Raw genomic sequence first — 14364 nt, 5'->3', positions numbered from 1 at the left:
GTAATTTCATTGTATCGTTCTTACAAAACACTCCAAATCTACTGGGCATATTGCACAAATTGGTAATTTGAAATTTTTCATTATATGCAACCATCCCTTCTCTTGTTAAAGGTTGCTCTATACTGGCTTCAATATTGGTGTAATGTTTCTTCCCTTCAATTATTGGATATATAAGTTATATGGCCACCTCCTAGGATTTGTGGCTTGTGAACTAAAATTAGTATTCCTAGCATTCAGGTGTCGTATTTTGTTGCTTTATAGTATTGTTTTTAAGTCTTTGCATTGCTTACAAAGTGGAGAATCATTATTATTAAGTGTCTTTCTTCCAAATTTTATGCACTTATTTTTTCAACACCTATTAATACCAACTTTGAGATCCTAAAATATGTTGAATTTAACATTGAATTGTCTTTATTGAAGAGTAATCCTTATGAATAGATATCACTTCTTCTTTATAAAGATTCGACATTATTTAACAAAATCCTGCTTTAAATTCGATATTTTTTTAACAATTTTTGGTGGTCCATAGAGGATTAACAGGGTGCTATGCTTTAAAGACCTTAGGTTTTTCTTCATTAAAGCCAAAATAAAATTTTAAAGCATGAATAATTCTTTCACAAGCTCTTCCATCACCATAGGGATTTAGGGCATTTTTCATCTGTAAATAATATGCTTGGTCCTCCAATAATTTATCCACCTCATGAATAATTTTGCTTTTCTCTACACCTACTACCTTCACTGTTCCAGCCTCCACCGCCTCAGGTCTCTCGGTTTCTGTCCTTAATACTACAATAGGCTTTCCAAGGGCCGGTGCTTCTTCCTGAATTCCCCCAGAATCCGTTAAAATAAGATGGGCCTTATTTAAAAGATTTGCAAAGGGTTCGTAGTCCAAGGGCTCTATTAAATGAATACCCTCTTCTTCACCCATAATATCCCGAGAGAGCTTCTGAATATTTGGATTTAGGTGGACAGGGAAGACAATCTCTACATCCTTATGCTTCCTTTTAATCTCTACTACAGCTTTAAAAATATTTTCCATGGGTTCTCCCCAGTTTTCCCTTCTATGACAGGTCATGACAATAACCCTTTTGCTATTATAATCAATTTTATTTAACAAAGGATTTTCAAAGAAATAATCCTCCTTCACCACCTGTAGAAGAGCATCGATGACAGTGTTCCCAGTAATAAATATGACTTTATCCTCTATTCCTTCCCTAATAAGGTTATGATAGTTACCCTCTGTGGGAGCAAAGTGGAGAGTAGCTAGATTGCCCGTTAGTTTTCTATTCATCTCCTCGGGATAGGGGGAATAAATATTTCCGCTTCTCAGACCAGCCTCCACATGACCTACTGGAATTTGCTGATAAAATGCAGCTAAAGCACCTATAAAGGTGGTGGTGGTATCTCCATGGACCAGTACAATATCCGGTTTTTCCTTTTGTAATACTGTCTCCAATCCCTTTAATACTTTTGTGGTAATGTCAGAAATCGTCTGACCATGCTGCATGATGTTTAAATCGTGTTGGGGCTTTAACTCAAACAAATCCAATACCATGTCTAGCATTTCCCTATGTTGGGCCGTTACACAGAGGATAGATTCTATGTCCTCCGTCTCCTGCAATTTTTTTACCAGGGGAGCCATTTTGATGGCCTCCGGCCGTGTCCCAAATATTGTCATGACCTTTAACTTCTTCATTGTATTCTTCCTTTCTATGAAAAAATCTATTTATTCATTATAGCTTACCCAAAAACCTAATTCGACATAGATTGGTATATACCTTTTATTTTTCTAATGTCATAATAAATTAGCCTGCAGTAGAAAATATCTAGCTGCAGGCTGACTTTTATTATGATAATTCCTCTTTGTTATTCTTCTATCGATGGATTTTCCTCCATTTGATAATGATCCTCTATAGGCCCATCTCCCTCAATAGATAGGTTCTTTTCCTTCAAGGAATTTATCTCAACAATTTGTTGCCTATAAAATGCTATAGTAGCTGCTTCTTCCTCTGTTAAGGTTTGAACAACTTGAAAGTTCAAAATAAAGGTAAAAACTATTCCGATGAATAATAGGGCTAAACTCGTTTCTTTAATGATTTTTTTCATGTTTTTGTTTTCCTCCAGGCTTATTGTCATACAAAAATACTTCCGCAGTCCCTCCTCGACGGGCATCAGCTCCACCTTCTATGGTGGAGTTTTCATAATCTATATAAAGTGCATGGACCCCCCCATAGGCTAAAGTTGGTTGGCTTACAACAATTTTATAGCCTAGGTCCGTTAATTTTTTTCTGTCTAAGTAGGAAATGTCTCCTTCAAGATAGATGACATCCCCGTCAAAATAAAATCGGGGTGCTTCAATGGCTTGTTGCACATTTTCCTTCATCTTAACGATCCTCATAATCGTTTGTGTTAGTAGGATGGGGATATTTGTCCCACCAGGGGTACCGATTCCCAAAACTGGATTTCCATCCTTAGTCAAGATTGTAGGGGCTATAAAGCTTCGGGGTCTTTTCCCCCCCTCTACTCTGTTGGGGGAGCTATTGGAAAGAGCAAAGTTTCTTAATTGATTATTCAAGAAAAATCCATCAACATATTGTCCCGATCCAAAAAATTGACTCAAGGAGTGGGTGGCAGATACCATCATACCATCTCCGTCAACAACAACAAAATGGGTTGTGTTGTTATGGTTTCCCTGATCAGCCGGTGTATCAAAGAGTTCATAACCTCGGGTAATGTTGTTCTTTGTAATTTCTTTGGCTTTCTTGGTCAAGTATTCCTCATCCAGTAGCTTGTCCACCGGTACATCAACAAAATTAGGATCCCCTATATATAAAAGTCTATCCCTATAGCTTTTTTTGGTGACTTCATATACAAGATGAATAAAATCAGCTGTATCGTAGGTATCATTATTAAACCCTAACATTTCCGCCATCGTCAGAGATTGTATAAGGCTTATACCTCCCAATGGGGCTCCACCTGATAGAATTTCATATCCTCCAAATTCCCCCTTGGCAGGCTCCTTTTCTTCAACCCTATATTCCTCTAGATCTGTAGCCTCTATACCCTTAACTCCACCTACAATAGCCTTGGCTATTTTCCCTTTATAAAAGGCATCGGCCCCTTCTTTCTGAAGAATCCGTAGGGTGTTGGCCAGCTCCGATTGTTTTAGAATAGCACCTTTTTCTATAGCTTTCCCCCTAGGATAAAAATGAGGTAATTGGGAGACAGGCATTCTATAGGCGGCTAATCGTATTCTATCGGCTAGTATTTTATTTACCTCAAAGCCCTCTTCTGCTAATTGAATGGCGGGGTCGATTAGCTGGGCCATCTCTATGGAACCAAAGGCCCCATGGACTGCTTCCATCCCCTTTACTAACCCAGGTATTCCTATAGCTTTATAGGGCATTTCTCCTGATAAGGGCATCGTTTCACGGTAGTCAAAAACAACTGGTTCCTGATCATCGGATGGATAGATTAGCATAGCTCCCCCCCCTCCAATACCAGAGCCATAGGGTTCTACCACACTTAATACATAGGTAACAGCAATGGCAGCATCCACAGCAGTACCACCTTTTTCTAATACCTTCATCCCTGCCTCTACTGCCAGGGGATGAGCAGCACTTACACCATATCCTATTAAGGGACTTTCTTGTTCTTCTAGAATGGAAGGGGCATAGACTTGAAAATCATCATAGGCTAATCCTTCATACATCACCCCATAATTTACAATGCCAAAAACAAAGACCATTAAAACTGTAAAAGCAACTTTTCTTACTGTTGTTTTGTGCATTTTACACCTGCCTCCCTCTAGAAGATCCTTGAACCCTCATTTATAATTTTTGTTTCTATTGTATAACATGGGAATGGTGTAGTTCAATAGTCAATTTGTCCCCATCATAAAACCAACTGTCTTCCTCCGTCAGCTTTTTTGTAAGATGATTATAAATTCTATTTGTACGATAGGACTTCAAAATACCGGTAATAGGTCTTGGTCTACCCTCCCTGATCCACATAGGAGTGACTTCAACCCGAGCCTTCCCCTCTTTGTCTAATTTATATTGAACAATTGCGGTTTCTCTTCTAGTGGTCATTCCTTGATCAAAAATAAAATTCCCTAGACTATAAAAAATCACCGTATCATTGTAAACTTCTATTGGTTGTAGAACATGGGGATGATGGCCTATAACAATATCTGCCCCCGCATCACTTAGGGCCCTGCCTATTTCCACCTGTCTAGGATGGGGTTTATTATCATATTCTGCCCCCCAATGGACATGAACCATAACTAAATCAGCATTTTCTTTGGCCTCCATCACCAAAGGCATAAAAATACTTGGATCAGCTCTGAGAATACCTCCTCTGCTTCGAGTGGCAAAATAGTTATCGTATTGAAAATCAGCTAATCCTATTGTAGCTACCGTTATATCATCAAAGGTTTGATAAAGTATTTGTTGGGCCTCCCTTAAATTTCTACCAGCCCCCACAAATTCTAAACCAATTTCTTCGAAAGCTCGAAAAGTATCTTCAAGACCCACCTGACCATAGTCGATCATGTGGTTGTTGGCTAAATTTACAGTTGTAACATTCATTTCCTTTAGAGCCGTTGCTGCTTCGGAACCAATTTTAAAATGAATCTTTTTATCAGCTCTTTCCGCCTCCTCATCTCGAATCACAATAGGTTGTTCAAAATTTAAAGTAACATAGTCGGATGCTGTGAAATAGGGTTGAAAGTACTTCGTTAAGTAATCATATCCATATCTCTTTATGACTTCCTCCACATGCCTCCCCAACATTACGTCTCCTACCATGGTGGCTGTAAATTGTACATCCTCCTCCTGCTGTATTTCTATAGCAAAACTTCTATCGATATTTCTATCTATAAAATTTAGTGTTGTCATCAAGATTACAGCAAAGATTAGAGCAATAATTACATGGGTTGTGGCAAGCTTTTTTTGTCGTTTAATGATTTTTGTTAACTTTTCCTGAAATGTAAGTGATTTTTTCATCTGTACCTCCCACCTTAAACTGCATAGTAAATCATCATCATCAAAAATGTGATGCCACTTAAGAAAATAGAGCTTGTTACAGTATGAATCAATCCTTGTTTTTCAATGCCATTTGCTAAAAGTCCTGGAACAACTACCCCGATGCCACGGAATTCAAAGATTTCAAAGGGCATAACAGGATAAAGGGCATCAAAAGCCAGTTTAAGAACAACCGCTGTAACCAACATAGCCGCAAATTTTCTACGACCATATAAAATTGTAATTCTACCTATTCCCTTCATGACAATTAAGTAGGTGATAAAGCTTAAAGAAAATATCACTAAAAGTAATATAGGCTGGTCAAAAACCAAGGCTATATATCCTGGTACAATAAGACCCGCTGGTAGAATCCCTGTTTTTTCTACATAAATCAAACTAAGAATAACACCTAAAACCATTGCTATATATAAATCTGACCCGTACATTTTTTTCCTCCTCTTTTATTAACTGGCCTCTGCCAAATCCTTCTCTGCCACTTTTTCTTTCCCTTGCTTTTCTTCCAGCATCTCCACTAAAGGTTCAGCAGAGCCATGGATATTTCCCATACCATAGATAACACGATTTGAGAAGTATTGTTGAATTACCTCATATATTTCCTCACTATTTTTCCCCTCTAGATTGATAATCTTGTTTACAGGAAGTTTTCCTGCCTTGTAGGCTTCTACAATAGGACTTACGGTTCCCCCTATAACAACGATAACATCCGCTGGGATGTTGGGAAGTACATCTTGGGCAAACTGTTCGGTGCGGTCTACACGATCGCTACGGCAGTTCATTAGCATAACTGCATCCTGTGTCGGATACCCCAATTCTTCAATACGCTTCCAAATATTAAGGGTAGAAGCCGCATCATTGGCAGCAAAACCATTGACAAAATAGGCCGGTGTCTTGGAATCCCCCACAGTTAAGACTTGTAGTACCCCAGGGTCTGGTTGAGCATTTAACATACCCCTGAGGGCTACTTCCTCCTCTATCTCCAATGCTTCTGCTACAGCCATTCCAATGGCCACATTTTCAGGGAACAAAATATAGTGAAATTTCCTTAAGTACTCCTCCGAAACCTTGGAAGTATCAGCAATAGTTACCTTGGTTCCACGCTTTGCAGCAACTTTTTTAAAATATTCTACATAGGGGCCTTGGGTAATAATGAGATGCCCATTGTAGGGTATGGTGGCTGTAAAGGCCTCTGCCACCTCATCTAGGGTTGGACCTAAAACATCCATATGATCCTCCAATACATTTACGATAACCCCTACATTAGCCTGTACCATTTGCTCTTGAAAAATAATTTGATAGTCTGGCTTAACCGCCATACATTCACTTACAAGGGCTTGGGCCTTTAGTTTAGCCGCCTCTTCTACAATTTTGATCTGTTCCCCTATATTGGGTCCCTGAGGCTTTCGCTTAATAGGTTTTTCTTCATGGGTAAACCAGTAAATCATCCTAGCCTGGGTTCCAGTTGTTTTCCCTACGGTTTTCAGACCAGCCTCCTTTAAAATTCCAGTAATTAATCTGGTGGCGGTAGACTTACCTCGAATACCATTGACATTCACCCGCAATGGAATGGATTCTACCCTTTTTTGATGGGTTTTCTTTTCTAATATACCTAGAAATAGTGCAATCATAATGATAAAAAGTATAAGTCCCATGCTTTTCTCTACAACTCCTTTCTTTTGAAATACTGCTAATATGTAGCATTTTTTCCTTTAAACAGAAAAAAGGCCTTGAGGCCTAATCTTCTGTTCTTGATTTATTATAAAGTTTTCTTTGTTTGTTAACAATCAAATTGGAACTTAGTCCCATGGTAATTTATCTTCATAATTCCAACTTTATCAATTTTAATTTTCAATTGCTTTTCAAGTGATTAAAAAGCCTTTATCCTTAAAGAAAAGCAGTGTATAATCTATAATTTTATGCAAGTGACTTCCATAGAATAAAATCAAAGGCTAGTGTTTAGAAAATAACACTAGCCAATTTGAATTGTTCCATAAGTTCCCCTAACATATATAAGTTGGTTAATTTTTTCATAAACTTTTGAAATTTTTTATCTTCTGCTTCTTGCTTTTGCCTTTCATTATTCATTATTCATTATTCATTATTCATTTTTTATTAACCCTTATAGTAGCTCCAACAGTTAAGTTCTCATCAGGAGAAAGAATAACTTCCTCTCCTTCTTCTAACCCCCTAACAACCTCTACCCTTCTATTACTCTCCAGGCCTTTTTCTATCTCCTGAAGGACTGCTGTGTTGTCTCTATTGACAAAGACGAAATCCTTGCCTTCCTGCTGAAAAATAGCACCCTCAGGTATCCATAGTACATTTTCTCTTCTTTCCACTATGATTTTTACATCTAAATCATAGCCTGGTCGAAGATTGGCAACAGCATCCTCTATCGTTATTTCTACCGTAATTCGTTTTTGTTCTATCCCTAAATCCGATAGCTTACTAAAGGCTTGGGGATGAATCCTTCTTACCCTACCCTTTAACCCTTCTATGGCTAAATCCCTATTTATCAGTTCTACAAGGGACCCCTCTTGAACTCCCCCTATATCTCCTACTAAAATATCACTTTCAATATACAGTTCTCCAGTATCCCCCAGTTCCATAATCACCATTCCCGGCTGAAGATAGCTGCCCTTTTCTACACTTTTGGTTAATACTGTTCCATCAATGGGAGCTGTTATGATAAAATCTCCTTTTTGGCTATTTAATGTCTCAAGTTGAATAGCAATTTGTTGAAGCTGGGCTTCATATTGGGTGGCAATATTTTCAGATAAAGGCTTTTGAAGTAAAGCTATATCCAGCTGAATTCCTTTATATTGATTGTTTAACAGATCTACTTCCAACTGGGCCCTCTGATATTCTTCACCACTAATAGCCCCAGCTTCATAAAGCTTCTGAGTATTTTCCAATACCCTTTGGGCCTCCTGTAATTTTCTATCCACAGTGGTTAATTGAAGCTGTAGTTTTTCTATCTCTTTATCGTCGATGGTGTTGAGGGCTTCATGATATTGGGCTGTGATGCTTCTCCTTTGGGCCTCCAGTTCCTCTATTTGTCTAAGAAGCTGCTGATTATCTAATCTTACTAAAGCATCCCCCTGCTTCACCACATCTCCTAATTCCACCAACACCTCTGTAACCTGTCCTGCCCCTCCACTATAAATATTTCTTTGATTTTTCACCTTAACTGTCCCCAGTTCCTCCACATAATCAGTTATCATACCCCTTTCAACTGGGGCCCCGTTCACTTCAATGGCTTTCCCTTTATTCATAGCAAAAGCCCCTGCCCCTAGGGCAATTATGACGATAACAATAATTCCTACGACCTTCTTTTTTTTCATTTTATATACACCCCTTTGCCGCCTGCGGCGGGATTAAGATTTAAAATTTAGAATTTAAAATGTAAAATTAAAATCTTAAAACCTCAAAACCCCTATTATTGCAAGATTGTTGGCTTTGGTTTTGGTTTTGGTTTTGGTTTTGCATTTTCCATTTTACATTTTGCATTTTTAGTTTTTAGTTTCTCATTACCCTTAGGATATTCTATTTTTCAAGGCATCCATGAAATTTAATCTATGAATTTTTCTCAACGTTGCCAGCTGGGCTATAACAACAAAAACAATGGTGGCAATAGCAGTTATTATATAGCTTCTGGGGCTGATAATAAAGGGAATACTAAAGAGATCTGTGGAAAGGGCGGATATCATTGCCCTGCACATTCCATAGGCTAAAGGCACCCCTAGCATGATACCTAAGAAGGTCATGACGCCATTTTCCCTGCTGATCATCCTATAAATTTCTTTTTTATCAAAGCCCATCACCCTCAAGGAGGAGAACTCCATGGTCCTTTCACTTATGCTAATAATGGTTACATTATATACTATGGCAAAGCCCAATATCCCGCCAAATATCATCAACACCCCTACCGAGTAAATAATTAAATCCATAAACTCTAAAAAGCTATTTTTCATATCCTCCACCGATTGAACCTGTCGAATATTCCCTACATTCCGTAGCTTAGATACCACTTCATCCCTCGAATTCATCAAGGCTCCCGTAACCATTCCTTTTTCCCCTAATAAATCATTCAGGGCTTCAATATCCATATAGGCATTGGTTCCTAAATATTGTACAGCAACTCCCTTTACTTCAATAACGCTGTCTTCTTTATTCGGCATAAAGTTTTTTATAAGGATTTCATCCCCTACACCTACACCAAGGATCTCGGCAAGACGTTCCGCCAGTATAATTCCCTCTCCAGGGATATCTACTGATGACCCAGAGGGGGTTTTTAGATGATAAAACTTGGTGTCCCTTGGGATACCAATAATACTGACGGTCTTTTTTCTCCATCCCCTTCTTAATTCAAAGGGAATCTCTGTTTTAGGTTCTATATGATCCACTTCAATGACTTGAGATAACTCCCTAATACCATTGTTATTCATGGGATGGGAGAAATCAATGTTGTAGTCCATTGTTTGAAACTCTCCATACTGTAGCATAAATAAATTGCTCCAAACAGAGGACATAAATACTGGTACCATGGTGATACCATAGGTTAAAGCAATGCCCAACCCTAAGAAGGCAGCCCTTCTTTTATTTCTTAATATGTTTCTAATTACCATCTTCCAGCTGAAGGTTATACGATTCCATAGGAACTTAACTTTTTCTAACCAAATCCTTCCCCCAGCCCTTGGGGCCTCTGGTCGCATAGCATCCGCCGGCAGGATTTTTAAAACACTTCTGGCTCCTATCAAACCCGATGCTACACAAAATCCAGTGGTTAACAGAATGCCATAGACAAAATAGATATCATAAACCTCCATTTGGAACATTGGTATATTAAAAAACAAGATGTACAGGTTGGTGAACCATTGGGATAGAGGGATGCTGAGGACAATACCAATAATCGAACCCACCAATCCCATAACAACGGCAAACTTGGTGTAATGACCTAATATATTGAGGTTGTTGTAGCCTAAGGCCTTCATGACACCAATGGCCATCCTATCATTTTTTACCATTCTTGACAGCATGATATTAATGATCACTGCCGAAACCACTAAAAATAACAGGGTAATGGCGGTGGACATCATATCCAATTGATTTACTTCCTCCATCATCATTTTATGACTCAACTGCTCATCTCTTTTTATTGTACGACGAACTCCATATCTGTCCAAATGATCCTCTATTTCCTCTACAATAGTATCTATTCTATGGAGATGTTCCTCCTTAATTGTAATCATGACTTCATTATAGCTTCCTTGATAGCCTAAAGCAGACTGGGCAAAATCTTCTGTCACATAGATAACCCCAAATCTCTCCTCAGCTGGTAACAGGGTCTGGTCGTTTTCCATAAGATAAATATATTCAGGACTGCCTACAATACCCACCACATCTAAAGGATATTCTCTGCCTGCAATATAGGGGATAATTTTATCCTCCAGCTGAATACCTCTAGCATCTGAAAATTGCTGTAGCACCATTGTAGCCCTTGAATCCTCCTGCAGTCCCCTACCCTCTAGCATATACAAATCATTGATGACCTTCTCTTCCTTAGGTAGAGAAACAACCCTAACCCTCACCTTTTCATCTGGATCTTCAACCCTTAGGGGTACATCACTGCTTATTCTTCCTTGAGCAGCTTCTATTCCCTCTATTCTATGGAGTTGATCTATGGCTGACTTCGGGGCCTTCACCACCTCTACAAAAACATCACCAAAGTTGGTAATATCGTAATAATAATAGATGCTGTTATACAAATTATCCCCCACCATGCTGAAGGAAACATAGATGGTCAAGGCTAAAATAATCATCACTGTAATAGAAGCAAACTGTCCTTTAGAATTTTTTATTAATCTTAATAACCTTACATCTAGCTTCTTCATTACCACTCAATCCCTTCAGGATGAATTGGATTGTCATTTACCTTTGTCTCAATAATCTCTCCACTTCTCATTTTAATTACCCGATCTGCCATCTCTCCAACCGGGATATTGTGGGTAATGATCACCACTGTTTTATTGTACTCTTTATTAATTTTCCTCAGGAGGGATAAAATCTTGATTCCCGTCTGAAAATCTAGGGCACCGGTTGGCTCATCACATAATAGTAGGGCTGGATTTTTTGCCACTGCCCTGGCTATAGCTACTCTTTGCTGTTCACCACCACTCATTTGAGCTGGAAAGTGATCCTTTCTATCCTCTAACCCTACCGCCTCCATTACTTCATCAATGTTTAAGGCACCTTTGCAAATTTCTGTAGCCAACTCTACATTTTCTCGGGCAGTTAAATTGGCCATTAGGTTATAAAATTGAAAAACAAAACCCACCTTTTCCCTACGATAACCCGTCAGCTTTTTATCATTGTAGCCGGTGATATCCTCTCCCTCCATGAAAACCTTTCCTTCCGTAGGTATATCCATTCCTCCTAAAATATTCAAAAGAGTACTTTTTCCTGAGCCACTGGGTCCCAAGATAACAACAAATTCGCCCCGATACAATTCTAGCGATACTTCTTTGGCCGCCGCTACTGTCACTTCCCCCATTTCATAAAGCTTACTTACATTTTCCACCTTCATTAAAACATTACTTTCCATAGCTTAGCTCACCCCTATTTTTTAGGACAAATTCCAATGGATTTTCCACTATTTACTTTTATACTATAATCTTATTATGGTTGATTTTACTATAGACATCAATAAAAATTTAAAACTGCAAGACAAACAGAAATACACCCCAAAAGTTAGACAAAACAACCTAACATTTGGGGTGCATTTTTATAGACTTAATATTTTCCGTGCTTCATCTGGAGTTGCAATATCCCTTCCTACTGCCTTTGCGATGCCAACTACCCTCTCCATTAGACTCTCATTCGTAGCTAAGACTCCTTTAGATATTTCTATAATATCCTCTAGTCCAGTCCTAACATTCCCCCCCATGGCTATAGCCATAGTTAGCAGCGGTACATGGGCCTTACCAATGGCGGTTACAGACCATGTAGAATCCGGTGGTAGACTTTCCACCATGTGGATAAGGTTTCTAGGTGTTCCTGCGATAGATCCCGGTACATTCATAACTAGATTGAAGTGGAGGGGACCTACTAAAATACCCTTCTTCATTAAATATCTAGCATTATCGATCATACCCATATCAAAGGCCTCAATCTCTGGCTTTACACCATTTGCCTTCATGGTGTTAATCAGATATTGAATTAACTCTGGGGCATTGGCATTTACTGCACTGGGGAAGTTAGAAGATCCAGTTGCTAAGCTGGCCATTTCTATATTAAGATCCAGCATCTGACTTCTCCACTCGGGGGTATTCCCGCCACCCCTAGCCCCTGTAGATAGTTGGGTGATAACATCTAGTTTTCTTTCATGGATTTTATCTACAACCTCTTTGAATAGCTTTCTATCACTGGTGGGTTTCCCCTCTGCATCCCTTACATGAAGATGGGCTATAGAGGCTCCTAATTCCCTACATCTCGCTACAGTATCTACGATTTCATCTGGTGTTACTGGTGTACTAGGATTGAGTTCCTTTGTCGGGACATTTCCAGTAGGTGCTATGGTTATGATTAACTTTTCCATATTTATTCCCCCTTCGCCGCCTGCGGCGGAATTGAAAGTTTAAAATGTAAAATTAAAATCTTAAATCACGAATCGTTTGTAGACTGTTGGTTGAAATTTTTTTTGATTTTCATTTTACATTTTGCATTTTTCATTTATTATTACGCCTTAACCCCCAGTACATCATCACAGGTTTTGGCAATAGCCTTTTCTAATCCTACTAACAATTCATCTACTTCTTCCCTCGTAATATTGATTGGTGGTGCCAATAGGGTATCATCACCTCGGACCCCATCTGCTGAACCCCCACCAGGATATGGAACGATGCCTTCGGCTAAGCAGTTAACTGTAAATTTACCCTTAACATTTTCACTGACTTCAAAGGGCTCCTTTGTGCTTTGATCCTTTACAAACTCCAGTCCTGCCATCAGACCTTTACCTCGAACATCCCCTATAATTGGGTATTTATATAATTCTTCAAGCTTTTCCATAAAGTATGCCCCTTGAGCCTTAGCATTTTCTAGGTAGTTTTCTCTTTCAATGATTTCCAATACCTTCAGAGAAATACCACAGGATAATGGGTTGCTGGCATAGGTATGACCATGAACAAAGTTTCCAGAACCCTTCACCATAATTGTTTCAAAAATTTCATCATTACATACGGTGGCTCCCATTGGTGTGTATCCAGCACTCATTCCCTTGGCACAAGCAATAATATCTGGAACAGTATCAAAATGATCTACAGCAAATTTTTCTCCAGTTCTACCAAATCCTGCCATAACCTCATCAACAATTAATAGAATATCGTATTTATTACAGATTTCTCTTACCATTTGGAAGTAAATTTTATCAGGATGAACCCCTGGGATAGCAGAGCCCACCACTGGCTCAGTAATAAAAGCTGCAATGTTGTCGGCCCCCTGCTTTAAGATTTCTTCCTCCAATGCTTTGGCTGCCTTTATGCTGGTTTCTTCTAGGGTCTTACATCCCCATGGATTTCTATAATGATAGAATTGTGGAATTTTAGGGAAATTAGCCAGCATAGGATCATAGAACTTTCTACGTCCTGGATGTCCTGTCATAGATAACGCCCCTAATGTATTACCATGATAAGAGTCCCATTTAGAAATAATTTTCCACTTAGAGCTTTTCTTGCCATCTCTTTCTATAAAGTATTGTCTTGCCATCTTCATGGCAGTTTCTGTAGCTTCAGATCCCCCAGATACAAAATATACATGGTTTAAATCCCCTGGAGCCCATTCACTTACCTTGGAAGCACATTCTTCAATCACATCTACCGTCCATCTAGATAAATGGGTAAATGCAATACGTTCAATCTGCTGCTTAGCAAATTCTGCAATTTCTTTGTTGCCGTGGCCTATATTGGCAACAGCCGAACCAGAACAGGCGTCTAAATAACGTTTGCCATCTTCTCCAAAGAGATAAACACCTTCACCCTTTTCAATTTTTGGATAATGCCAGTTTTGATTTCTGTAGAAAACATGATTTTTAGGAGCTTTGTTAGCACTCATGGAAATACCTCCCCTTTAATAATATTATTTTATTAAATCATTTTAATTGACAACCTAAAGCTATTCTATTTATCTAAGATTCTGTCACTTTAAGGTTAAGGTTGAGGTTAAAACCTTAAGAACAAGTAAAACCTTGAAACCTGGAGAAAAACAATTTTTCTTGTGTAGAATGGAATTTGGGTATATAAAAAACCCAGCATAATAACACCTACTT

At 38.7% G+C, this 14364-nt stretch carries 11 protein-coding genes; all 11 read right to left on the bottom strand.

Annotation, left to right across the window (positions count from 1 at the left end; all coding sequences use genetic code 11):
- Positions 1-544: 544 nt before the first annotated feature.
- Entirely contained in the window at positions 545-1696 is a 1152-nt protein-coding gene (wecB, locus tag BLS22_RS01010) for a non-hydrolyzing UDP-N-acetylglucosamine 2-epimerase (RefSeq protein WP_090549039.1), read from the bottom strand.
- Between the two features lie 170 nt (positions 1697-1866).
- A complete protein-coding gene (locus tag BLS22_RS01005) occupies positions 1867-2106 on the bottom strand; it encodes a hypothetical protein (protein ID WP_090549036.1) in 240 nt (79 codons plus the stop codon).
- The gene (gene ggt / locus BLS22_RS01000) at positions 2090-3790 is read right to left on the bottom strand and encodes a gamma-glutamyltransferase (RefSeq protein WP_090549033.1); all 1701 of its coding nucleotides are present in this window, start codon (positions 3788-3790) and stop codon (positions 2090-2092) included. The genes BLS22_RS01005 and ggt overlap by 17 nt, the downstream gene beginning before the upstream one ends.
- 55 nt (positions 3791-3845) lie before the next feature.
- A complete protein-coding gene (locus BLS22_RS00995; protein ID WP_090549028.1) occupies positions 3846-5006 on the bottom strand; it encodes a CapA family protein in 1161 nt (386 codons plus the stop codon).
- A 14-nt stretch (positions 5007-5020) separates the two neighbouring features.
- Positions 5021-5470 carry a poly-gamma-glutamate biosynthesis protein PgsC gene (gene pgsC, locus BLS22_RS00990; RefSeq protein WP_090549025.1) on the bottom strand — a complete coding sequence of 150 codons (450 nt, stop codon included), beginning with the start codon at positions 5468-5470 and terminating at the stop codon, positions 5021-5023.
- 18 nt (positions 5471-5488) lie between these two features.
- Entirely contained in the window at positions 5489-6694 is a 1206-nt protein-coding gene (gene pgsB, locus BLS22_RS00985) for a poly-gamma-glutamate synthase PgsB (RefSeq protein WP_090549022.1), read from the bottom strand.
- 450 nt (positions 6695-7144) lie between these two features.
- Positions 7145-8386, bottom strand: a complete 1242-nt coding sequence (locus BLS22_RS00980; protein WP_090549020.1) for an efflux RND transporter periplasmic adaptor subunit — start codon at positions 8384-8386, stop codon at positions 7145-7147.
- A gap of 192 nt (positions 8387-8578) precedes the next feature.
- Complete coding sequence (locus BLS22_RS00975; protein WP_090549014.1) at positions 8579-10936, bottom strand: ABC transporter permease; 2358 nt, start codon at positions 10934-10936, stop codon at positions 8579-8581.
- Positions 10936-11646 carry an ABC transporter ATP-binding protein gene (locus tag BLS22_RS00970; protein ID WP_090549011.1) on the bottom strand — a complete coding sequence of 237 codons (711 nt, stop codon included), beginning with the start codon at positions 11644-11646 and terminating at the stop codon, positions 10936-10938. The genes BLS22_RS00975 and BLS22_RS00970 overlap by 1 nt, the downstream gene beginning before the upstream one ends.
- A gap of 180 nt (positions 11647-11826) precedes the next feature.
- Entirely contained in the window at positions 11827-12639 is an 813-nt protein-coding gene (locus tag BLS22_RS00965) for a beta-keto acid cleavage family enzyme (protein ID WP_090549008.1), read from the bottom strand.
- A 140-nt stretch (positions 12640-12779) separates the two neighbouring features.
- Positions 12780-14150, bottom strand: coding sequence for an aminotransferase family protein (locus BLS22_RS00960; protein WP_090549005.1), 1371 nt, complete (start codon positions 14148-14150; stop codon positions 12780-12782).
- Between the last annotated feature and the right edge of the window lie 214 nt (positions 14151-14364).

This window comes from Natronincola ferrireducens (assembly GCF_900100845.1).
GTDB lineage: Bacteria > Bacillota > Clostridia > Peptostreptococcales > Natronincolaceae > Natronincola_B > Natronincola_B ferrireducens.
This window is presented reverse-complemented; position numbering and strand designations above follow the sequence as displayed.

Excerpts from the sequence above, each read along its gene's own strand:
- wecB (WP_090549039.1), bottom strand. The coding sequence starts at position 1,696 with ATGAAGAAGTTAAAGGTCATGACAATATTTGGGACACGGCCGGAGGCC.
- BLS22_RS01005 (WP_090549036.1), bottom strand. The coding sequence starts at position 2,106 with ATGAAAAAAATCATTAAAGAAACGAGTTTAGCCCTATTATTCATCGGA.
- ggt (WP_090549033.1), bottom strand. The coding sequence starts at position 3,790 with ATGCACAAAACAACAGTAAGAAAAGTTGCTTTTACAGTTTTAATGGTC.
- BLS22_RS00995 (WP_090549028.1), bottom strand. The coding sequence starts at position 5,006 with ATGAAAAAATCACTTACATTTCAGGAAAAGTTAACAAAAATCATTAAA.
- pgsC (WP_090549025.1), bottom strand. The coding sequence starts at position 5,470 with ATGTACGGGTCAGATTTATATATAGCAATGGTTTTAGGTGTTATTCTT.
- pgsB (WP_090549022.1), bottom strand. The coding sequence starts at position 6,694 with ATGGGACTTATACTTTTTATCATTATGATTGCACTATTTCTAGGTATA.
- BLS22_RS00980 (WP_090549020.1), bottom strand. The coding sequence starts at position 8,386 with ATGAAAAAAAAGAAGGTCGTAGGAATTATTGTTATCGTCATAATTGCC.
- BLS22_RS00975 (WP_090549014.1), bottom strand. The coding sequence starts at position 10,936 with ATGAAGAAGCTAGATGTAAGGTTATTAAGATTAATAAAAAATTCTAAA.
- BLS22_RS00970 (WP_090549011.1), bottom strand. The coding sequence starts at position 11,646 with ATGGAAAGTAATGTTTTAATGAAGGTGGAAAATGTAAGTAAGCTTTAT.
- BLS22_RS00965 (WP_090549008.1), bottom strand. The coding sequence starts at position 12,639 with ATGGAAAAGTTAATCATAACCATAGCACCTACTGGAAATGTCCCGACA.
- BLS22_RS00960 (WP_090549005.1), bottom strand. The coding sequence starts at position 14,150 with ATGAGTGCTAACAAAGCTCCTAAAAATCATGTTTTCTACAGAAATCAA.